The organism is Cupriavidus sp. SW-Y-13 (assembly GCF_009793345.1).
Classification (GTDB): domain Bacteria; phylum Pseudomonadota; class Gammaproteobacteria; order Burkholderiales; family Burkholderiaceae; genus Cupriavidus.
In genome coordinates this window covers 939,804-960,244 of record NZ_WHLX01000002.1, presented here as the reverse complement: position 1 = coordinate 960,244, position 20,441 = coordinate 939,804, and the positions used below count along the sequence as shown (strand labels likewise).

General features: G+C 62.4%; 16 protein-coding genes. 10 read left to right on the top strand and 6 right to left on the bottom strand.

Going from position 1 to position 20,441, the window contains the following annotated elements; translation table 11 throughout:
* Window positions 1-16: 16 nt before the first annotated feature.
* On the bottom strand, window positions 17-1,279 hold the full coding sequence (gene urtA / locus GA566_RS20000; RefSeq protein ID WP_160473818.1) for an urea ABC transporter substrate-binding protein: 1,263 nt from the start codon (window positions 1,277-1,279) through the stop codon (window positions 17-19).
* Between the two features lie 106 nt (window positions 1,280-1,385).
* On the opposite strand from urtA, the gene GA566_RS19995 reads away from it, so the two are divergent.
* The 5 genes from GA566_RS19995 to GA566_RS19975 all read left to right on the top strand — a co-directional run bounded on the left by GA566_RS19995 (window position 1,386) and on the right by GA566_RS19975 (window position 11,292).
* Window positions 1,386-4,775 (top strand): ATP-binding protein, encoded by a 3,390-nt coding sequence (locus GA566_RS19995; RefSeq protein WP_237380518.1) that lies wholly within the window; start codon window positions 1,386-1,388, stop codon window positions 4,773-4,775.
* On the top strand, window positions 4,759-5,706 hold the full coding sequence (locus tag GA566_RS19990; RefSeq protein ID WP_160473817.1) for a response regulator: 948 nt from the start codon (window positions 4,759-4,761) through the stop codon (window positions 5,704-5,706). The genes GA566_RS19995 and GA566_RS19990 overlap by 17 nt, the downstream gene beginning before the upstream one ends.
* Window positions 5,707-5,802: 96 nt before the next feature.
* A complete protein-coding gene (locus tag GA566_RS19985; RefSeq protein ID WP_160473816.1) occupies window positions 5,803-7,482 on the top strand; it encodes a site-specific integrase in 1,680 nt (559 codons plus the stop codon).
* Window positions 7,483-7,584: 102 nt separating this feature from the next.
* On the top strand, window positions 7,585-8,463 hold the full coding sequence (locus tag GA566_RS19980; RefSeq protein ID WP_137925585.1) for a flagellar brake protein: 879 nt from the start codon (window positions 7,585-7,587) through the stop codon (window positions 8,461-8,463).
* A 219-nt stretch (window positions 8,464-8,682) separates the two neighbouring features.
* Window positions 8,683-11,292: an autotransporter outer membrane beta-barrel domain-containing protein gene (locus tag GA566_RS19975; RefSeq protein ID WP_160473815.1), complete on the top strand. Its 2,610-nt coding sequence runs from the start codon at window positions 8,683-8,685 to the stop codon at window positions 11,290-11,292.
* Between the two features lie 8 nt (window positions 11,293-11,300).
* Here the strand turns inward: GA566_RS19975 and GA566_RS19970 are convergent, their stop codons facing one another.
* Window positions 11,301-11,894, bottom strand: coding sequence for a TetR/AcrR family transcriptional regulator (locus GA566_RS19970; protein WP_160473814.1), 594 nt, complete (start codon window positions 11,892-11,894; stop codon window positions 11,301-11,303).
* Between the two features lie 77 nt (window positions 11,895-11,971).
* On the opposite strand from GA566_RS19970, the gene GA566_RS19965 reads away from it, so the two are divergent.
* Window positions 11,972-12,772: an SDR family NAD(P)-dependent oxidoreductase gene (locus tag GA566_RS19965; protein WP_160473813.1), complete on the top strand. Its 801-nt coding sequence runs from the start codon at window positions 11,972-11,974 to the stop codon at window positions 12,770-12,772.
* Window positions 12,773-12,783: 11 nt separating this feature from the next.
* Here the strand turns inward: GA566_RS19965 and GA566_RS19960 are convergent, their stop codons facing one another.
* Window positions 12,784-13,134 (bottom strand): glyoxalase superfamily protein, encoded by a 351-nt coding sequence (locus GA566_RS19960; protein ID WP_137924390.1) that lies wholly within the window; start codon window positions 13,132-13,134, stop codon window positions 12,784-12,786.
* Window positions 13,135-13,254: 120 nt separating this feature from the next.
* Here GA566_RS19960 and GA566_RS19955 point away from each other — a divergent pair, with 120 nt between their 5' ends.
* From GA566_RS19955 to GA566_RS19945, 3 genes are all read left to right on the top strand, one after another.
* The gene (locus GA566_RS19955) at window positions 13,255-14,256 is read left to right on the top strand and encodes a tripartite tricarboxylate transporter substrate binding protein (protein ID WP_160473812.1); all 1,002 of its coding nucleotides are present in this window, start codon (window positions 13,255-13,257) and stop codon (window positions 14,254-14,256) included.
* A gap of 474 nt (window positions 14,257-14,730) precedes the next feature.
* Entirely contained in the window at window positions 14,731-15,114 is a 384-nt protein-coding gene (locus GA566_RS19950) for a hypothetical protein (protein ID WP_160473811.1), read from the top strand.
* A complete protein-coding gene (locus tag GA566_RS19945) occupies window positions 15,111-15,569 on the top strand; it encodes a DUF2846 domain-containing protein (protein ID WP_160473810.1) in 459 nt (152 codons plus the stop codon). The genes GA566_RS19950 and GA566_RS19945 overlap by 4 nt, the downstream gene beginning before the upstream one ends.
* A gap of 271 nt (window positions 15,570-15,840) precedes the next feature.
* Here GA566_RS19945 and GA566_RS19940 read toward each other — a convergent pair whose 3' ends face one another.
* Together GA566_RS19940 and GA566_RS19935 are read right to left on the bottom strand one after the other, a co-directional pair.
* Window positions 15,841-16,479 carry a hypothetical protein gene (locus GA566_RS19940; RefSeq protein WP_160473809.1) on the bottom strand — a complete coding sequence of 213 codons (639 nt, stop codon included), beginning with the start codon at window positions 16,477-16,479 and terminating at the stop codon, window positions 15,841-15,843.
* A gap of 1 nt (window position 16,480) precedes the next feature.
* Entirely contained in the window at window positions 16,481-17,158 is a 678-nt protein-coding gene (locus GA566_RS19935; RefSeq protein WP_137924385.1) for a VIT1/CCC1 transporter family protein, read from the bottom strand.
* A gap of 192 nt (window positions 17,159-17,350) precedes the next feature.
* On the opposite strand from GA566_RS19935, the gene GA566_RS19930 reads away from it, so the two are divergent.
* A complete protein-coding gene (locus GA566_RS19930) occupies window positions 17,351-18,850 on the top strand; it encodes a transporter substrate-binding domain-containing protein (RefSeq protein ID WP_137924396.1) in 1,500 nt (499 codons plus the stop codon).
* 84 nt (window positions 18,851-18,934) lie between these two features.
* Here GA566_RS19930 and GA566_RS19925 read toward each other — a convergent pair whose 3' ends face one another.
* Window positions 18,935-20,326, bottom strand: coding sequence for an FAD-binding oxidoreductase (locus tag GA566_RS19925; RefSeq protein WP_160473808.1), 1,392 nt, complete (start codon window positions 20,324-20,326; stop codon window positions 18,935-18,937).
* Window positions 20,327-20,441 lie beyond the last annotated feature (115 nt).

The following is a 20,441-nucleotide window of genomic DNA, read 5'->3' as shown; positions in this document are numbered from 1 at the left end:
CTCCCGCGTGGATGGATTACTGGTAGCCCTTGGGGAACGGGTTCGGCGGAATCAGTTGCGGCGATTCCGCTACCACCTTGAACTGGCCGTCAAGCTGCGCCAGTCCCACGCGCGTCTTGCTCCAGAGGTGATGGTTCGTATCGACCTTCACGTAGCCCTCGGGCGCGGTCTTGAGTTCGATGCCGGGCGATGCCGCCACTACCTTGTCGATATCGAAACTGCCAGCCTTTTCCACGGCGGCCTTCCACAACCATGGGCCAAGGTAGCCTGCCTGCGTCACATCGCCGATCACGGACTTTGCGCCGTACTTGGCCTTGAAGGCATCCACGAACTGCTTGTTGTTGGGGTTGTCCAGCGACTGGAAGTACTTCATGGCCGCGTAGAAGCCAGCGATGTTCTCGCCGCCGATGCCCAGCACTTCGTCCTCGGTCACGGAGATCGTGAGCAGGAACTGCTTGTCCGCCGTGATACCCGCTGCCTTGAGTTGCTTGTAGAACGCCACGTTCGAGCCGCCCACCACGATGGCGTAGATGCAATCGGGCTTGGCGATCTTGATCTTGTTGATCAGCGAGTTGAAGTTGGTATGACCCAGCGGGTAGTACTCCTCGCCCACCACCTTGGCCTTCTGGAAATTCTCGATGTGCTTGCGCGCGATCTTGTTCGACGTGCGCGGCCAGATGTAGTCCGAACCAATCAGGAAGAAGCTCTTCGCGTTCTTCTGCTTGGCGGCCCAGTCCAGACCCCAGATGATCTGCTGCGTGGCTTCCTGACCCGTGTAGATAACGTTCTTCGACTGTTCCAGCCCTTCATAGAACGTCGGGTAGTACAGCAGGCCGTTCTCTTTCTCGAAGACCGGCAGCACGGCCTTGCGCGATGCCGACGTCCAGCAGCCGAACACGGCGGCCACGCGATCGTTGACGAGCAGTTTCTTCGATTTCTCGGCGAAGGTGGGCCAGTCCGAGGCACCGTCTTCCTTGATCACCTTGATCTTGCGACCGAGAACGCCGCCTGCTGCGTTGATCTGATCGATGGCAAGTTGCTCGGCCTGGATCGAACCCGTTTCAGAAATCGCCATCGTCCCCGTGGCGGAATGAAGCTGGCCGACGATGACTTCGGTATCGGTCACGGCGAGCTTGGTTGTATTGACCGCGGAGGTCGGCAGGTTGGCGCCGTGCGCCTGCGCAGTCATGCCAGCGAGCGGCAGTGCGGGCAGGGCGGCCAGCCCTTGCATCAGGCGGCGGCGATTCGACGATAGCGGCTGGTCTTTGTTGTCACGCATGTTCAACGCTCCTTGGCGGCAGGTGAGGGTGGGTGCTGCGTTGAGCGGATCATGCGGCGCACCTGCGTAGCGCGATATACGTCATTCAACGTACGCACGGCAAGGCATGCGTCTTGCATCCCCGGTCGGGTTCGACCTTGTCCGCCTCCACGCCATGCCGATTGCCTCCCAGCCCGTTCAGCGCATCAGCAAGATCCGGCGCGACTACAACCGCTGGGTCGCCGACGAGACGCTGGAGGACTACGCCCTGCGCTATGCACCACGGTCGTTCCGGAAGTGGAGCGCGTTTCGGGTGGCCAATACCGCTTTTGGTGCAGTGGCGTTCCTGGCGCTGGAAGCGATTGGTGCGGCCATCACGCTGAGCTATGGCTTTACCAATGCCATGTGGGCGATTGCCGCCGTGAGCCTGGTGATCTTCCTGACCGGCCTGCCCATCTCCTACTACGCCGCGCGCGACGGCCTGGACATGGATCTGCTGGCGCGCGGCGCGGGCTTCGGCTATCTGGGCTCCACGATTACCTCGCTGATCTATGCGAGCTTCACATTCATCTTCTTCGCGCTGGAAGCGGCCATCATGGCGCAGGCATTCGAGCTGCTGTTCGACATGCCACGCTGGCTCGGCTACCTGCTGTCATCGGTGATCGTGATTCCGCTGGTGATGCATGGCGTGACGCTGCTGTCGCGCATCCAGCTCTGGACGCAACCGTTGTGGCTGTTGTTGCTGGTGCTGCCTTACGCATTGATCCTCTGGCGCGAGCCGCAGCACTACAGTGCGTTCCTGACACTGAACGGACGGCTGGCCGATGCGGATGGCTTCTCATGGCCCGCCTTCGGTGCCGCTGCAACCGTTGCGGCCGCATTGATCGGCCAGATTGCCGAACAGGTGGACTTCCTGCGCTTCATGCCACCGCTCACGCGCAGCAATCGCGTGCGCTGGTGGAGCGCGTTGATTGCAGCAGGCCCGGGCTGGATTGTGCTGGGTGCGGCCAAGATGGCGGGTGGTGCGTTCCTCGCGTTCATCGTGTTGCAGGCGGAATTGCCGATCGCGCATGCGCTGGAACCCACCCAGATGTATCTCGCCGGTTTCGCGCGCGGATTGGGCGAAGGCTGGCCCGCGTGGCTGCCCGTGGTGCTGACGGGCCTGCTGGTGCTGGTCTCGCAAACCAAGATCAACATCACCAATGCGTACGCCGGATCGCTGGCGTGGTCCAACGTGTTCGCGCGGCTGACGCATAGCCATCCGGGCCGCGTCGTGTGGCTGGCGTTCAACGTGCTGATTGCCGTGATGCTGATGGTGATGGGCGTCTTCGAGGCCATGGAACAGGTGCTGGCGTTGTATGCGCATCTTGCCGTGGCGTGGGTGGGTGCGATCTTCGGCGATCTGGTGATCAGCAAGCCGTTGGGGCTGTCGCCGCGTCATGTCGAGTTCCGGCGTGCGTACCTGTTCGATATCAACCCGGCGGGATTTGGCAGCATGGCGCTGGCGTCGGCGTTGTCCTTGTTGATGCACCTGGGCGTCTTCGGCGATACGCTGCGGCCCGCGTCAATTGGTCTGGCATTGTTGCTGTCAACGGTGCTTCCGCCGCTCATCGCACTGGTTACGCAACGCCGCTTCTTCATGGCGCGCGTGCCAGTGGATTTCGGCGCACGCCACGCGGTGATCCGCTGCATCATCTGTCGCAATCGTTTCGAACGAGAGGACATGGCCGGTTGCCCGGCGTATCGCGGCCCGATCTGTTCCCTGTGCTGCACGCTCGATGCGCGATGTGGAGACCGTTGCAAGCCGGGAGCGAGTGCGCCCGAGCAGATTGCCACGGCACTCGCGCGGCTGCTTCCGGCCGGCACGCCACCCGTGACGGCGCGGCGTATCGGCCAGTTCGTATTGGTGCTCGCCGGGATGGTGTTCGCGTTTGGCACATTGCTATGGCTGTTCTATACGCAGGAACAGTTGTCGAACCCGCTGGCGATGGCGGGCACTAACGGCGGTGCGCTGTTCCTCAAGATTGGCGCGGGACTCACGTTGTTCGCGGCAGTGGCGGCATGGTGGCTGGTGCTGGTCAACGAGAGCCGCACGGTGGCGCAGGAGGAATCGGAGCGCCAGAACGTGCTGCTGCAGAAGGAAATCGATGCGCACCGTCAGACCGATGCCTTGCTGCAGCATGCGAAGGAAGTGGCGGAAAAAGCCAACGTGGCCAAGAGCCGGTTCATTACCGGCATGAGCCATGAAATGCGCGCCGGCTTGAACTCGATTCTCGGCTATTCACAGTTGCTCTTGCGGGCACCTTCACTACCAGGAGCATATCGTGAGGATGTGCGCACGATTGGCCGTGCCGGCGAACACCTTTCCAGTCTGGTGGACGGATTGCTGGAACTGTCGCGCATCGAGGCGGGCAAGCTGCGGCTCGAACAGGAAGCCGTCTCGCTTGAATCCCTGTTCGACGATCTCGTGCGCATGTTCCGTCCATTGGCCGCTGCGCGTGGCCTCGCGTTTCACTACCGCGTGGTGGGCAAGCTGCCGCCGCATGTGCATGGCGATTCCAAGCGGCTGCGGCAGATCGTCATCAACCTCGTCAGCAACGCGATAAAGTTCACCGATCACGGTTCGGTCACCCTGACCGTGCAGCATCAACGCGAACTCGCCACGATTCGCGTCAGCGATACCGGAGCGGGAATCCCGCCCGAGGATCAGGCGCGGATCTTCGATCCATTCGAACGTGGCACGCCGCATGACGACCGCGAAGGTATCGGTCTGGGGCTGGCCATCGTGCGGCTGCTGGCGGACCTGATGGGCGGAGACATTCGCGTGCATAGCCAACCGGGCGAAGGCAGCGAGTTCCGCGTGCGTCTCTATCTGCCAGCCGTCGCGGCGGTGGTTAGGCCACGCAAGGCCATGCCGTCCGAACCGTTGCCTGCGGATGCGCGCGTGCTGATCGTCGACGATCGGGCCGCCCATCGCGCCGTGCTGCGCGGCTTTCTCGCGCCATTTGGATTGACGGTGCAGGAACTGGATGAGGGCGCAGCCGTGTTGTCCGTGGTCCGTGAATGGCGACCGCATCTTGTATTGCTCGATCTGAATTTGCCCGATGCGTCGGGCTGGGATCTGTGCCGACTGATTCGCGCCGAACAGCCGCCGCCCCAAGTGGTGATCGTTTCCGCCAATGCGCACGAGAACACCGAGGAAGCGCGGCAGTTGCATGGCTACCTCGGCTTTGTCAGCAAGCCGGTGCGCGAGGCGGAACTGATCGAGATCGTGCATCGCGCGCTGACAGCGGTGCCAACGCTGTCGTCGGTGCCGCCAGCGCCCGACACGTTACGCGAACTGCTGGCGATGGGCGCCACGGGGCGCCTGCGCGCGGCGGAAGCATATCTCACGGAACTAGTGGAAGGCGGCGGCAACGTGGCCGTGTGGGCGCAGCAGATGCTGACGCTCGCACGCACCGATGCGGCGGCACTGACTGCATCTCTTGGCGAGGCTCTTCATGCAAATCGAACCTGATCTCCAACTTGCTTCGAACGCCGTCGAAACGCGTGTGCTGGTGGTGGACGACAGTCCGGACGCACGCGGCTTTCTCACCCGCGCGCTCGGTGCGGAATCCATGCTTGTGCATGAAGCATCGAGCGGCAACGCAGCACTCGATGCACTGTCGTTCTTCGCACCCGATGCGGTACTACTCGATGTGGACATGCCGGGCATGGATGGCTTCGCCACGTGCGAGGCGCTGATGGATCGTCACGCAGACCTGCCAGTGATCTTCATGACGGGCCTGGGCGATACGGGACACATCGTGCGAGGCTTTGAAGTCGGCGCCTGCGACTACGTCACCAAACCCATCGCCATTGCTGAGGTCATTGCGCGGGTGCGTGCCCACAGCAGCAAGGCAAGGTTGGCGCGCAGTGCGCGCGAGGCGCTGATGCGCAGCGAGACACCGATGTTCGCAGCGGGCTCCGATGGCCGATGGCTCTGGAGCAATGCGAAAGCCACGCAGCTTCTGACTGCGCAAGGCTGGCAGACGCCGGCACCGGGCACGATGTTGCCGTCGCCGCTGGTCGATGCACTGCAGATGCTCAAGGGCACGGGGCAGTGCGAGATCGACCATCTGCATCTGCGCCGGTTGACGGGAGAGACTTCCGAATGGACGGTGGTAGAACTTGGCAACGCCACCTCGACAGGCGCCGAACCGTCGCCGGCATCCGCACCATCGCTCACCACGCGCGAGGCCGAAGTCATGGCCTGGGTGGCACGCGGCAAGACCAACCGCGACGTGGCCGAAATACTCGGCATGAGTCCGCGCACTGTTAACAAGCACTTGGAGCACATCTACGAAAAGCTCGGCGTGGAAACACGCACGGCAGCCGTGGCGGCAGCGCAGCGGCAGGTGCGGCCGATTGGGGTATCGATCGAGCGGGACACTCAGGCTTTTTCCTGAAGCGCTTCCGTGCGCGACGAGTTGTCAGCGATGGCAAGCATATTGCGATAAGAAAAGTTATCGCAATACATATGGTCGGGTGATAAAATCCGGCGGATGCAAAGCCGCCCAAATCCCCATCCATTCGATTTCCCCGACGCTGCCGAACTGGCGATGCTGCGCGCCTGGCATGCCGGGTTGTCCACGCGAGCGGCGGTGGCGCAGTATCTGGATGCGGATCGGCTTCAGGGGCAGTCTTCGCGCGGGATTCTCGGCGGTATTCGTCGGCAGCTTGCCGCGTATGCGCGATACCGGCTGCGCGAGGATCTGGCGGTGCTGTTCGAGATGTCGGCGTCGGAGCGATCGGAGAAGGGCAGGGCTGCTAATCAGGCGATCGAGACCTTGCGCAATCTGCCGCCGCCGCTGCCGGCGATCTCCGACGATATCGGGCTGTGGCTCGCGCCGGCTGCCGTGGAGGCACTGCGCGCGCAGGACATTCATACACTCGCGGACCTGACCGTCCGCATTCCGCGCCGCAGGCAGTGGTGGGCCACGATTCCGGGGCTGGGGCCAAACGGTGCGCGACGTATCGAAGCGTTTTTCGCCGATCATCCCGAGTTGACTGCGCGTGCACGCGCGATGATTGCCGCCGAGCCACGCGGGATGATCGTGCCGTGGGAGCAGATGGGGCGTCTGCCGCATGAAGTGGATGGTTCGCTGGGCCAGTTCCGCGCGCCGCGCGAAACCTCTTCGCTCTCTGCGGACAACGATTACGCGGCGGTGCAGGCATGGCTGGCCTTGCACGAATCGCCGGCCACGCAGCGCGCGTATCGCAAGGAAGCCGAGCGGCTGATTCTGTGGGCCATCATCGAGAAAGGCCGTCCGCTTTCATCGTTGACGACAGAAGATGCCACCGCTTATCGGAATTTCCTGCGCGAACCGTCGCCACGCGAGCGCTGGGTGGGACCGGCCCGGCCACGTAGCGCGGCGGACTGGAAACCGTTCACCGATGCCTTGTCGCCGCGATCCGCTGCCTACGCGCTGCAAGTCATCGGCGCGTTATTCCGATGGCTCGTTCAGCAACGCTATGTGCTGGCCAATCCGTTCGCCGGCCTGAAAGTGCGCGGTGGCGCCAAGACCGCCGCACTCGACGTCTCGCATGCGTTTTCCGAAGGCGAATGGATGATCACGCGCAGCATTGCCGATGGGCTGGAGTGGTCGTACGGTTGGGATGCACCGGCTGCGCAGCGGCTGCGTTTTATCCTGGATTTCACGTATGCCACGGGGTTGCGCGCCAGCGAACTGGTGGGGGCCACATTGCGCGGTATCGAAACCGATGTGCATGGCGATCACTGGCTGCATCTGGTCGGCAAGGGGGCCAAGGCCGGCCGCGTGGCGCTGCCGCCGTTGGCGCGCAATGCGCTGGATCGCTATCTCGTCGAGCGGCAGCTCCCGGTCACCCGGGCGTTGTGGGAGCCCGCTACGCCGTTGGTTAGCAGCCTCGGTCCCGATGAAAGCGGCGGCATCACGGGCGCGCGCTTGTGGATGGTCATGAAGCGCTTTTTCGCCACGGCAGCAGACCAGCTCGAAACCGAGCGTCCGGCTACTGCCGAGAAACTGCGCAAGGCCAGCCCGCACTGGTTGCGCCACACCCACGCCACCCATGCACTGGCACGTGGTGCGGAACTGACGACGGTGCGCGACAATCTGCGCCACGCCTCGGTCTCCACGACCTCGCTGTATCTGCACGGCGACAGCGTCAAGCGTGCGCGCCAGATGGAATCGGCGTTCGGCTGATTAAAACGCGCGGCATATCAGCGTTAACCAGCGCGTACCTGACAAAGACACAAAGACTATCTAAAGTAGCGAATTATTCGAAAGGGATGAAAAGTGCATCCAATGCGCAGGGAAGTGCAGGCTGGCGATATCGAACTGGGCAGTCCGCTGAAATCGGCGCTGGTCGATGAATTGGGCTTTCCCGTGGCCGACGAGGGCACGGTATTCCGCACGGCCGAGGAACTTGTGCTGGTGCTCCAGGCTGGGCGCTGCTTCTGGGCCGGGGATATGGCGCCGCTGCGCGCCGACGCGCCCAGCGCCCAGTGGCACGACGGCTACGGGTTGCTGATCGGCACGCTGCTGCACGTCAAACGTCCGGCAGACCCGAATCGCGCCGCAGTCAGCCGCCTGATCGGTTTCCATGATGGCGCGATTTTTATCGGATGGCCGAGTTTGTCCGGTAATCCCGTCCCGGAAATCCCCGATGGCGAAACGGTGCTGTTCCGTGGATTCTCGGGCACCAGCATTCATAGTTTCTCCGCCCGCATTCAGGCAACGTCCCGGTCGCCATTCCCCTATTGGATGCTTGGCGATATTCAGCACCTCGACGCGCGCGAAATGCGCGGCAGTATCCGCGTGCCCGTGCGACTGGTGGGCGCATTATCCGCTGCCGATGGCACAGGCTCGCCGCAAACCGTGCTGATTACCGACCTGAGCCTGGGCGGCGCGTCCGTTTCCACCGCATCGAGCGAACTCGGCCAGCCCGGCGTACAGGTCAGGCTGGAATTCACGCTACGCGCCGCCGGACTCAAAAAGAAGTTCTCGGTGGAAGGCTGCACCCGCGAAGATCCCGACGCGGACCCCGCCGACCCCTTCCACCATGTCGGCGTGGCCTTCGATGCGTACGGTGAGCGTGAGGCGCTGCTGCTGCATTCGTATATCCACGAGCAGTTGCTGGAGAATGCGACGATGCGGCCGGGGGGAAAGCCGGGCGGGCTGTAGCGACAGCGAGGTGTGGCAAAAACCACAGTAAATGTAGCGATTTAGATACGTTTGCGACATTAGCGCTTACCATGCGGGCTCTCTCCCGGCTGTACACAAGCGATGTCGATTCATAACAAGAAAGCCCCCGCATCCCCCGCATCCCCCGTTTCTCCCGCATTTCCCTCGTCTTCTGACCTTCCACGGCGCTCTCCCGTTGCAAAGGGTGTCTCGCTGCTCATGGCGGCTGCCGCGCTGTCGGGATCGGGCGCGGCGCTGGGTGCGGACATCGTTTTCCGGGGCAGCACGCTGGCTGCCTGGTCGGCCACCGGGTCGTGGACAGGCGGCGCAGCGCCCGGGCGCAACGACCGCGCGATTCTTGGCGGCACCTCGGCCACCCGGATCAACTTCCTGAATGGCCCTGCCATAGAAATCGGCTCCGTATGGATTCGCGATGGCAGTGTGGTGTCACGTTTCGACAATGAGGCGATGCCGGAGGTGCATCTGTACGGCACCGATGGCGTGGGCGTGCAGAACGACAGCGCCATCACGATGCAGACATTCTTCCGCCGCACCGTGCTCGAGAACGACATTTCCATTCGCGCGACCAACGTCAACGGCGGTGGGTACACGATGCCGAATGGCCTCACCGTGGCCGGGCTGTGGAAGGGCATCGATCTCAATGGCCATACATTGACCTTCGATATGGTGAACGCCGTCAATCGCACGGATCTGGGTGTTGCGATCAGAGGGCAGGGTGATGTCGTCAAGATAGGCGCTGGCGTATTCGCCACGACGGCGGCGCATGAGTACATCGGCCGGCTGTTCGTCGATGCCGGTAGTGTCGTGCTGACCGGTGGCGGCTCCTTCGCCAACGCGAGCGAGGTCAACGTCAAGTCCGGCGCCGTGTTCGATGCATCGGGCGTGGCGCCAGGCAGTGCGACCATCCAGAGCTTGTCTGGCGACGGTCGTGTGGTGATGGGCAACAAGCGGCTGGACATCACCAATGGTTCGGCTACCGTGTTCGGCGGCAACATCGAGACCACGGGCGGCCTCGGCATCGTCGGCGGCACACAGGTGCTCTCGGGCGCCAACACATATGCTGGCGGCACAACGATTGCATCGGGTGCCACGCTGCAACTCGGCAACAGCGGCAGCGGGGGCAGCATCACGGGCGACGTGGCCGCCAATGGCACGCTTGCTTTCCAGCGCGCTGACAACTGGACATTCGATAGCGGGGTCAGCGGCAACGGGGCTATTGTCCAGCGAGGCACGGGCAAGACCGTGATGACGGGCGACAGTTCGTCCTTCACCGGGAACACCACCGTCCAGTCCGGCACACTGGCTGTCAACGGACGCCTGGGCGGATCGATGGATGTGCTGAGCGCGGCGCGGCTCCAGGGCAGCGGCATCATCGGCAACACCACCAATGCGGGGACCATTGCCCCTGGCAACTCGCTCGGTACGCTGACGGTGGCCGGCAACTACGCGGGCAACGGCGGCGCGCTCGAGATCGAGTCGGTACTGGGCGGGGACAACAGCGCAACGGACAAGCTGGTGGTCACGGGGAACACCAGCGGCAGCACTAACGTGCGGGTGATCAACGTGGGCGGCAGCGGGGCGCAAACCGTCGAGGGCATCAAGGTGGTCGATGTCGGCGGCACCTCGGGCGGGAGCTTCACGCTGGTCGGCGGCGACTACACGTTCCGGGGCAGGCAGGCTGTCGTGGCAGGCGCCTATGCCTACACCTTGCAGAAGAACGGCAGCAGTACGCCGACGGATGGCGACTGGTATCTGCGCTCGACCGTGACGGAGGTGGCTCCCAGCGACAGCGCCTCGACCCAGCCGCCATCGGATACCACGCAGACAGTCTCTGCCGTCCAGCCGCTGTACCAACCCGGTGTGCCCGTCTACGAAGCCTACGCGCAGAGCCTGCAGGCCATCACGCGTTTGCCCACGCTTCAGCAGCGCGTGGGCAGCCGTCAGTGGAGCGAAGGCGGCCTCGCAGGCGGCACGGGTGCATGGGCACGTACCGAAGGCGAGTTGCGTGGCTCATCGTCGAAGCACTCCACCAGCGGCACGGCAGTGGACACCGACGTCTGGCGGGTGCAGGCGGGGGCTGACCACGCGCTGTGGCAGGCGCGCGATGGGGGTGCGCTGGTGGCCGGCCTGGCCGCCACCTACGTCCGGGGCAACGCGCGGGCACGCTCCCCCAGCGGCGATGGCCGCGTCAATACGGACGGATACGGCCTGGGCGGCACGATGACCTGGTATGGCGCGAATGGCGTGTATGCCGATGCGCAGGCGCAGTTCACGTGGTATCGCAGTGATCTGAATTCGGATCTGGCTGGCCGCATGGCCAGTGGCAACCACGGCGACGGCAAGGCGTTCAGCCTGGAACTGGGCAAACGCACCGAAGTCGGCAACGCGCTGACGTTGACGCCGCAGGCGCAACTGATGTGGTCACAGACCAGCTTCGATGACTTTACCGACCGCTTCGGCGCGCGGGTGTCCTCGCAGAACGGCAAGAGCCTGCTGGGTCGCGCCGGAATTTCCATCGATCACAAGAACCGCTGGCAGGAAACGTCCACGCAATCGCGCAGCCGGAACGTGTACGGCATCTTCAACCTGAACTACGAGTTCCTCGATGCCGCCCGCGTCAATGTGGCAGACGTTGCCTTCCTGCGGCGCGACAACCGCCTTTGGACGGGGGCAGGCGTGGGCGGCAGCTATGCCTGGAACAACGACCGAACCATGGTCTATGCCGAAGCATCGGTCAACACGCCGCTGCGCAACTTCGGCGATAGCTACAGCGTGCAGTTGATGGCTGGATTGCGCGCCAGGTTCTGAGGCGGGAGCTACGCGCTGCGCGGGCCATCCATGATGAGCAACTCAAATACCGCTTCCAGTCTTGCTGCCAGTTGATTCGGGTCGGCCTGCGTCAAAGCGGCCAGTTCGACTATTTGCCGCATGACCTGGAAGCCGGCAATGACGGACAAGAACATCGCGGCCCGTTGCCACGCGTCTTTGCCCGGCAGCAGCAAGGCGAGCGGTTTGGCGAAATGCGTTTCGAATTTCCTGCGCAGGATGTCCGTGGCCTGCTTGTTGTTCGCGGATCGCAGCATGATCAGGAATCCATCCATCGGCGTCAGGTCTGGCGCCGTCTTCGCCACCAGGGCGGCAGCAGCCTCGCGGCATAGCGTCGATACATCGGGCGCGCGCTCCATGACGTCCCCCGTGAGAATGCCCGGCGTCGACAGGACCACGTCCACCACTTCCTCGAACAGTTCTTCCTTCGATCCGAAATAGCGATTGACCAGCATCGCGGTCACCCCCGCTTTCTCCGCGATATCTCGTACGCCAATGTCATAGCCCGATTCCGTGAACGCCTGGCGCGCTGACGTGAGGATGGCCTGACGCGTGGCAGCCCCTTTCTTGCCGAGTGTCTTCATAAATCAAACAGCCGTAGATTTTTTGATTTGCGAAGTATACACTCGTAGAACTTTGGTGTCACCGAGGAACACTCCAGATGGATCTTCAACTGAAAGGAAAGCGCGCCCTGGTAACCGGATCGACTGCCGGACTGGGCGAGGCGATTGCGAAGTTTCTGGCGGCGGAGGGCGCGACCGTGATCGTCAATGGACGCAGCAGCGATCGTGCAAAGGCCGTTGCGGCAGACATTGCGGAGGCGGGTGGTCTGGTTGAAATCGCCTTGGGCGACCTGGCGACAGATGCTGGCGCCGACGCCGTGGCCGCCACGGCGCAAGAGGGCGGTCATGTCGACATCCTGGTCAACAACGCGGGCTACTACCATCATCTGAACTGGAGCACGGCCTCGCCCGACAAGTGGATCGAGACCTATGACGTCAACGTCTTGTCCGCCGTGCGCATGATTCAACGGTTGGTGCCTGCCATGCGCGAAGCCGGATGGGGCCGCGTGATCCAGATCGGCGGAGGACTCGCCGGTCAGCCGATCCCGATGCAGCCTGACTACAACGCTTCGCTCGCTGCGCGACACAACCTGGCCGTCTCGCTGGCCCGCGATCTCAAGGACTCCGGCGTGACATCGAACATCGTGGCGCCCGGCGCGATTCTGGTGCCAGCGGTCCGGGAGCTGCTTGAGAAGATCGCGCCGCAGCACGGATGGGGCGATACATGGGAGGACATCGAGCGTGGCTGTGTGCGTGACATGGTCCCGAACGACATCGGCCGTCTGGGCCGTCCCGACGAGATCGCGGCAGCAGTCGCCTATCTGGCCAACCCCTATGCCGACTACATGAGCGGCGCCACGATCCGCGTCGACGGCGGCACGATCCGCTCCGTGTTCTGACGCATGGCACGCTACGCGTGAGCCAGGATATTGACCAGCTTTCCGAATGGATCGCGGACGAAGAACCGGCGCACGCCCCATGGTTCGTCGGCTGGGCCATATTCAGTCGGAAAGCCTGCATCGCTCATGCGCCGGTGCGCCTCGTCTACATCATCCACTTCGATCGACAGGTCCGGCACGGGCGTCCCGGACCCGCCCTCCGATGCAAAGCTGACTTGAACGGTCATTTCTGATGGCGAGCCGTAGGTGCGAATCCATCCGTGGTCCATTAATAGTTCAAGGCCAAGGACATCCTGGTAGAAGGCGCGAGCCCGCGTCAGGTCAACGGCTTTCACATTGGCAACGACACGTTTGACTTTCAATTTCCACTCCTCCGCTGGATGGCCTTGTTGGTTCTCAGGGACTTCACAAGAATGTCATAAAAAAGTCACAATACCAGGCTGATCCACGCCGCACAGAGCGTGGCCGAATCTGGAGAGATGATGACGAAGTCCGTTGCCCGCCGTGTTTCCCGTAGTTTTGTGCATACCCTGGCCGCCCTGGCCCTGACTCCGCTGGCATTCGCAACCGGCGCCGCGCATGGGGCCTGGCCGGAGAAGCCGATCCGGCTGGTGGTGGGTTTTCCGCCAGGCGGGCCGGTCGATACGCACGCGCGCATCCTTTCCGAGAAACTGCAGCCCATTCTCGGCCAGTCGATCGTGCTTGACTACAAGGCTGGCGCCGCCGGCAGTATCGGATCGGACAATGTGGCCAAGTCCGCGCCGGATGGCTATACGTTGCTGATTGCCAATACCGGCCAGATGGCAATCAACAATTCGCTCTATCCCAAACTGCCGTATGGCATGCCGAAGGACTTTGCCCCGGTGGCACGTACCGCGCTGATTCCACTGGTGATGGTCGTCAACAACAACGTGCCGGCGAAGAACCTGAAGGAATTCATCGCCTATGCGAAGGCGAATCCGGGCAAGCTGAACTTTGCATCGGGCGGCAACGGCGGCATTTCGCACCTGATGCCGGAAATGTTCAAGCAGGCGTCGGGCACGTTCATCGTCCATATCCCTTACAAGGGCAGCGCACCGGCGCTGACGGACGTGATGGGCGGCCAGGCGCAGATGATGGCCGACTCCATTCCGCTGTTCACCCAATACATCAAGGGCGGCAAGGTGCGCGCGCTGGCGGTGACGTCGGCCAAACGCTCGCCGGCGCTGCCCGATGTGCCGACGATGGAAGAATCCGGCCTCAAGGGCTTCGAGGTAGTGGGCTTCTACGGCGTGCTGGCACCGGCAGGCACGCCGAAGGACATCGTCGACAAGCTGTCGGGTGCGCTGCGTACCGTGCTGGCGGACCCGGATACGAAAGCCAAGTTCGAGGCCCAGGGCGCCGAACCTGCGTGGCAGTCGCCGGAAGCCTTTGCGGCGACCATCGTCAACGAACAGAAGCGCTGGGGGCAGGCCGTGAAGGTGTCGGGGGCCAAGATCGACTGAGGTAGATGACGCCAGACGTTCAGTCGTCTTGCCGATGTACGGCCTGACCGCCTTCTTGCAGGGAGTCAGGCCGAGGCTGATTAGCCTAAATCATCCCCAAACCTGTGTTTGCTAGTTCGCCGACACCGCCAACCCTGCTTCGGAAGGGGACGCTGAAGAAAGGACAAAATGCGTGCGGCCCAGGAATTGCCCTCATTAGAAACATATATCGGCGTCATGACGGGATATCTTTAGATCGAGGGACGTCATAAGGCTTTGAGGCACGGGTCTATGCCTGCCTGTGGCGATTAATGCTTGAAAGCGCTCGCAAATAGAGTGTGCCCGCTCAGGCTCGGCACGCGTTGCGCATTTCATACGAATTCCGTCGGCTGGAGGTGACGGCATTTTATGCAGTGGTGCGATTTGCTATCTTCACCGGCATGTCATTCACAGACACCTGCGCGATCTGTCGCAGGACATCACGGTAGCCGATCGATGAAGATGCGAATTCTATTGCTCGCCCTGCTGGCACTGGCGGGTTGTGCCCCGATGGTCCAGACCGCCCCGGTGCAACTCAAACCGCTCGCCGATGGCGCATCCGTGCGAGCCGTCCGCTTTGAAAGCAACGCGGAAGTTCGTCTCGATACCGGCTACACGCGCACCCTCGCGCAGAGCTCGGTCTGGAAACCGGCCGGGCGATTGGCGCAGGGGACTGTGTATCGGCCCGCAGGCACCGTGTTCACGATCGAAGGCCGGCAGGTCCACGAGGCGTATCTCGTCATTCAGGACAAGCGGCTTGTCGGTTTCTACCTTCCGGGTGAGCAGAGCTACTCACCCCTTACCACTGCAGTTCCCATTACAACAGGAGAAATACAATGAAACGGGTCGCACGCATGATGTTTGCCGCAGTAGCCGTTACGTCGCTGCTGGCTGGCTGTGCCTCTGGAGTCAAGCATAGCGAGATGGCTGCATCGATGCCGACGGTGAAGACGGGAGAAGGGCGCGTCTACTTCATGCGCTCCGCATCGATGTTCGGCGCTGCCATTCAGCCCGATATCCGCCTGAATAACGAAGTTGTTGGCGAATCCAAGCCAGGTGGCTTCTTCTTCGTCGATCGTCCGGCTGGCAAGTATGTTGCCTCGGCTGCCACGGAAACCGAGAAGACGCTCAGCTTCGTGCTCGATGCCGGCGAAACCAAATACGTGCGTAGCTCGCCCTCGATGGGCCTGATGGTGGGCCGTGTCGTGCTCGAACTCGAGACGCCCGAAAAAGCGAAGGAGGAACTGTCTTCGCTGAGCTACACCGGTACGCCGGTCAAGACCGCAGCCAAGTAAGTTACAGACGCGGGTTTCGGGAGCGAAGCTACGTGGCTTTCCTCCCGATCCAGCATCCACGAGGACTCGTACAAGTCCCATAGCGATGTCGGCCGCCTAGAGCGATCGTCGTATCAGACTGACACGGTCCCGGAGCCAACGAGTTCAACCTCCTTCAACCAACATGGCTTGCTGCTACCTTTCGCAGCAACGCACCGAAAGCCGCTACCAACAGATTCGGTCTTTTCCACATCTTGCATGTCTGACTGTGCTTGCGGCGTGGATCTTGCCGTTAAAACGCCAGGCTCACGGCAGCGATGACCACTTGGTCCTGGGATGCCGGGTTGAACCAATAGACGCTGCCTGTGACTTTGCCGAACGTGAGTTGCAGCAATCCGCCGCGCTGGAATTCGCGATCTCCTCCATAGATTCGCGTGCGCTGTGCAACGAGCCCTAAGCGCAGCCACGGCAAGGGGCGGTATCCGAGTTCGCTCCAGGCATAGGTGTAGGGCGTGGTGGAGCCTGTGCCGGGCAGATACTCGGCTTCGATGTAGTAATCGAATTTGCTGATCGCCAGGCTTGCTTCCGCGCCGACGATGGGGCCGTGCGCGCTGCCTGCGACAAAGCCGACGATGGGAGTGATTTTGTACTGCACGGTCTCGCCACCGGAAAACGACCAGCCGATAAAGGCCGATTGGGCATGTATCGCTTCGTAGTTGACGCGTGCCTCCAGATGAAGCGAACCATGATCGGCAGTGAAGATGCCCGAGCCGTAGCTACCCTCATGTCGTGGCATGTTCCAGAAGCCAGTGGCCAAGAAGCTCCAGGCCGGCGGTGGCGCGCTGGCATCCGCCTGGGCCACGTCGATTTCCTGGGCGTATGCGCACTGGAAAACCAGGCCAATCGCAGCGCCTGCCAACAATGCACGCACGTCATCCCCCTAATGCGATGACCGCCGCAGTCAGGGCAACACCGAGCGCCATCATGCCGAGGCCGGCACGCCACGGGCTGATGCCGCCGTAATGTCCCAATGCCGCGCCACTCGCGAAGAGCATGATCAGGGTCAGAACCCGGGAAACGACGAGGGCCGTTGTGACGTCGTCCCAAATGACAAAGGGTAATGCGACGGGGAAGGTCGCCAGCACGACGATACAGAAGATCCGAAAGGCTGCCAGCAAGTCGCCACTCCGCAACCTGGGACGCGCGGGCACTGCCGCGCCGTTGAGGAACCGCCGCCGCAACGGTTCGAGATCCTCATCAGAAACATGGGCATTCATGGCTGGCGGCAGTGCGTCTCGAATCGCATCGATGCCGGATGCAGGATCGTCGCGTCTGGTAATGACGACGAGCTTCTGCAGCATGCCGCGTCCTGCCAGCGTCCGCACCAGGTACATGATGGCATCGACCAGTCCCCAGGCGAGGTTGCAACCTATGGCTGTGCTCAACATGGTGCGGCCGGCATCGGGGCCGGCGGTAGCGGAGGAAACTGCGCCGACGAATGTCAGCGCCATGAAGAGCCCGAAGCACGTCTCGGATACGCGATCGACGATATCGAGAGTCGGCCCTCGCTTTTCAGCGGACTCCTCTTGCGACGAATTGACAGACGACATGCAAGTTCTCCCTCTCTGCCTGCAGAATCGCCGTCACAATTGACGTGTTTCTGGAAAGTAGACCCAAGCATGTCCGTCATCCATTGGACCAATGGCCTATTCTGTAAATGAGTCGCCGCCAGTGCCGCCATTCTCATAAGAACGCGTTTAATAAATTTCGGCCGGCAGGACTCCAACCGAATGGTGCATGTGATGCAATCTGCGCGCGCGTGGCTTGGGACCGGCCTTCTCTCGGTGGCTTTGTGGTTATCGGGCGCGCTTGTCGGAACGGTATGGTGCGCGCCTCCCTCCGCACCTGCGTCAGCACCGCCTGCAGCAGACCCTGCCAGGAAACTGGACCTCACGGTGAAGCCCTGGCGCGGCGACTTCGACGCGATGCTGGAACGACGCGTGATTCGGGTGCTCGTGCCATTCAGCCGCACGTTGTACTTCAATGACCGGGGGCAGGAGCGCGGCCTGACTGCGGATTTCGTGCGCGACTTCGAGCGGTACATCAACAAGACATACGCGAGCAGGCTAGACAAGCGTCCCGTGACCGTGGTGATGATCCCGACGACGCGTGACCGCTTGCTACCGGCCCTCAACGATGGCCTCGGCGATATCGCCGCCGGTAATCTGACGGTCACCGATGAGCGACTGAAACAGGTCGACTTCGTGACCGCCAGCGCGCGGAAGCCCTCCCGGGAGCTGGTCCTGACGGGGCCAAAGTCACCGGCACTCTCAAACCTCGACGATCTGAGCGGGAAGACGGTGCACGTTCGCCGCTACAGCAGCTATTACGAGAGCCTGAACGCGCTCAATGGCCGCTTCCGCCAGGCGGCCAAGCCGCCCATGAAGATCGTGCTGCTGCCAGACGCGCTGGAGGACGAGGATGCGATGGAGATGATGAATGTTGGCCTCCTGCAGATCATCGTCGTGGACGACTGGAAGGCGCGCATGTGGGCGCAGATGCTGCCGAATGTCACGGTCCACGAGAGCATTTCCGTGCGCGAAGGGGGCCATGTTGGCTGGGCCATGCGAAAGCAAAGTCCCCAGTTGCAGGCGGCTCTCAGCAACTTCTATGACAACTACATCAAGAAACAGAGCATAGCGGAGATACGTCTGAAGCAGTACATGCAGGGAATCAAGCAGATCCATAGCAACGCAGAAAGCACCGAACTCAAGCGGTTTGCGCAGACCGTGACGATATTCGAGAAATATGGCCAACAGTACAGTTTCGATCCGCTAATGCTTGCTGCGCAAGGCTTTCAGGAATCCCAACTCAAACAGGATGCCAAGAGCCGGGTTGGCGCAATCGGGATCATGCAATTGATGCCCGCAACGGGCAAGGAACTCAATGTAGGTGACATCAGGTTGGCCGAGTCAAACATCCACGCGGGCACCAAATACCTGGATCAGCTCATGACACGCTATTTTCAGGATGCGAGGTTTTCCGACGTTGACCGGCCGCTGTTCGCGTTTGCCAGCTATAACGCGGGACCCGGAAACATAGCAAAAATGCGCAGGCTCGCGACGGAGCGTGGATTGAATCCCGACGTATGGTTCAACAACGTTGAGATTGTCGTGGCGGAAAAGATTGGAACGGAGACGACAACTTACGTACGGAATATCTACAAGTACTACGTATCCTATCGGCTGTTGAAAGATGCGGAGACCCAGCGCCAACGCGCAGTCCAACAGATCAACCGTTGACTGCGGTGGTGGGAAATGTGAAAGTCGTCGGCCATGCGAGGCATCCATGGCAACGCATGGCGCGACGGTGTGTGCCGGCACGCGTCACGGCGCCGGCTTGATGTTCTGGTTCGTGCAGAACAGGTTTTGCGGGTCGTAGATGCGCTTGGCCTTGGCCAGCCGGTCGAAGTTGTGTCCATACGCGGCGTTGACGCGCGCGGTCTCGTCCTCCGTCATGAAATTCACGTAGACGCCACCCGTGGCATACGGCGCCGCCGCGTTGAAAAAGTCGCGCGCCCAGCCGATGCAGGCGGCATCCTCGTCGGTCCGGTCCCAGCGCGAATGCACATTCATCACATATCGCGCGTCGCGGTGGTGGTACGCCGTGGCATCGGGCGACACGCGGTTGGCCACCCCGCCCACCTGGCCGATGAAGATCTCGGCATTGGCCGACGGCCCGCGCGCGGCGAAGTCGGTCATCAGGTCGATGGCCGCGTCGTCGAGCCGTGCGAAGTTGTGAGATTTCCAGTAGTTGCGCGCGCCCGGCGTCAGCAGCGGATCGAATGCCTGCTGCCACGCCGCGTAGGGCACCGGGCCCACGTGCTCGCCCACGGCCTGGCCAAACGTGCGAAGTGGCGCGATGTCCTTGTCGGCGGTAGCCGCGTCGCCCGTGTGGAAGACGGCCAGCACCACCACATTGGCGCCATGCGCCGACGACGGCAGGAAAGGCAGCGGCGGTGCACGGCGCAATACCACCCAGACGTTCATGTTGTCGGGCATCGCCGTTTCCGTAAAGGCACGGTACTGGCGCAGTACCGACTTGCCTTCCGCCGCCGGGAACACGATCAGCCCGGCCGTGACCATCGGGCCCACCTGATGCAACCGGAACTGGAACAGCGTCACCACGCCAAAATTGCCGCCACCACCGCGCACCGCCCAGAACAGCTCCGGCTCGTGCGTGGTATCGGCCCAATGGCGCTGGCCGTCGGCCGTGACCACTTCGCAGCCCAGCAGGTTGTCGACGGTCATGCCGTACTGCCGCGTGAGCCAGCCAAACCCACCGCCCAGCGTCAGTCCGGCCACGCCCGTGGTGGAATTGATGCCGAGCGGCGTGGCCAGGCCCAATGCCTGCGCCTCGTGGTCGAAATCGCCCAGCGTGGCGCCCGGGCTGACCCAGGCCACACGGTCCCGGGGATCGACATGGACGCTGCGCAGCTGCGACAGGTCCACCACCAGCCCGTCGTTGCAGATGGCGCTGCCGGCGATGTTGTGCCCGCCGCCGCGCACGGCAATCGACAAGCCATGATCGCGCGCGAAATTGACGGCCTGCATGACGTCCGCCGTACCGGTGCACTGCACAATGACCGCCGGCCGGCGGTCGACGGTGGCATTCCAGACGGTACGCGCGATGTCGTATCCAGGGTCGTTCGGCAACAGCACCTTGCCGCGTACGGCGTGGCGCAGCATGTCGACATGATCGGCGGCTAGCGTGGGCATGATGGGCTCCCCATTTTTGTATCGAAGATCGCTGACAGTAGAGAGACTCATGCAAGGCACGCGCCAGCGTCCACCAAGCCGCCCCGGCGCGAAGGTCGGCGCGATGTTGTACCTG

Bases quoted from the DNA above. Each gene is read 5' to 3' on its own strand.
- GA566_RS19955 (WP_160473812.1), top strand. From the start codon at position 13,255: ATGACGAAGTCCGTTGCCCGCCGTGTTTCCCGTAGTTTTGTGCATACC.
- GA566_RS19935 (WP_137924385.1), bottom strand. From the start codon at position 17,158: ATGTCGTCTGTCAATTCGTCGCAAGAGGAGTCCGCTGAAAAGCGAGGG.
- GA566_RS19945 (WP_160473810.1), top strand. From the start codon at position 15,111: ATGAAACGGGTCGCACGCATGATGTTTGCCGCAGTAGCCGTTACGTCG.
- GA566_RS19985 (WP_160473816.1), top strand. From the start codon at position 5,803: ATGCAAAGCCGCCCAAATCCCCATCCATTCGATTTCCCCGACGCTGCC.
- GA566_RS19930 (WP_137924396.1), top strand. From the start codon at position 17,351: ATGCAATCTGCGCGCGCGTGGCTTGGGACCGGCCTTCTCTCGGTGGCT.
- GA566_RS19995 (WP_237380518.1), top strand. From the start codon at position 1,386: ATGCGTCTTGCATCCCCGGTCGGGTTCGACCTTGTCCGCCTCCACGCC.
- GA566_RS19965 (WP_160473813.1), top strand. From the start codon at position 11,972: ATGGATCTTCAACTGAAAGGAAAGCGCGCCCTGGTAACCGGATCGACT.
- GA566_RS19925 (WP_160473808.1), bottom strand. From the start codon at position 20,326: ATGCCCACGCTAGCCGCCGATCATGTCGACATGCTGCGCCACGCCGTA.
- GA566_RS19980 (WP_137925585.1), top strand. From the start codon at position 7,585: ATGCGCAGGGAAGTGCAGGCTGGCGATATCGAACTGGGCAGTCCGCTG.
- GA566_RS19970 (WP_160473814.1), bottom strand. From the start codon at position 11,894: ATGAAGACACTCGGCAAGAAAGGGGCTGCCACGCGTCAGGCCATCCTC.
- urtA (WP_160473818.1), bottom strand. From the start codon at position 1,279: ATGCGTGACAACAAAGACCAGCCGCTATCGTCGAATCGCCGCCGCCTG.
- GA566_RS19990 (WP_160473817.1), top strand. From the start codon at position 4,759: ATGCAAATCGAACCTGATCTCCAACTTGCTTCGAACGCCGTCGAAACG.
- GA566_RS19950 (WP_160473811.1), top strand. From the start codon at position 14,731: ATGAAGATGCGAATTCTATTGCTCGCCCTGCTGGCACTGGCGGGTTGT.
- GA566_RS19975 (WP_160473815.1), top strand. From the start codon at position 8,683: ATGGCGGCTGCCGCGCTGTCGGGATCGGGCGCGGCGCTGGGTGCGGAC.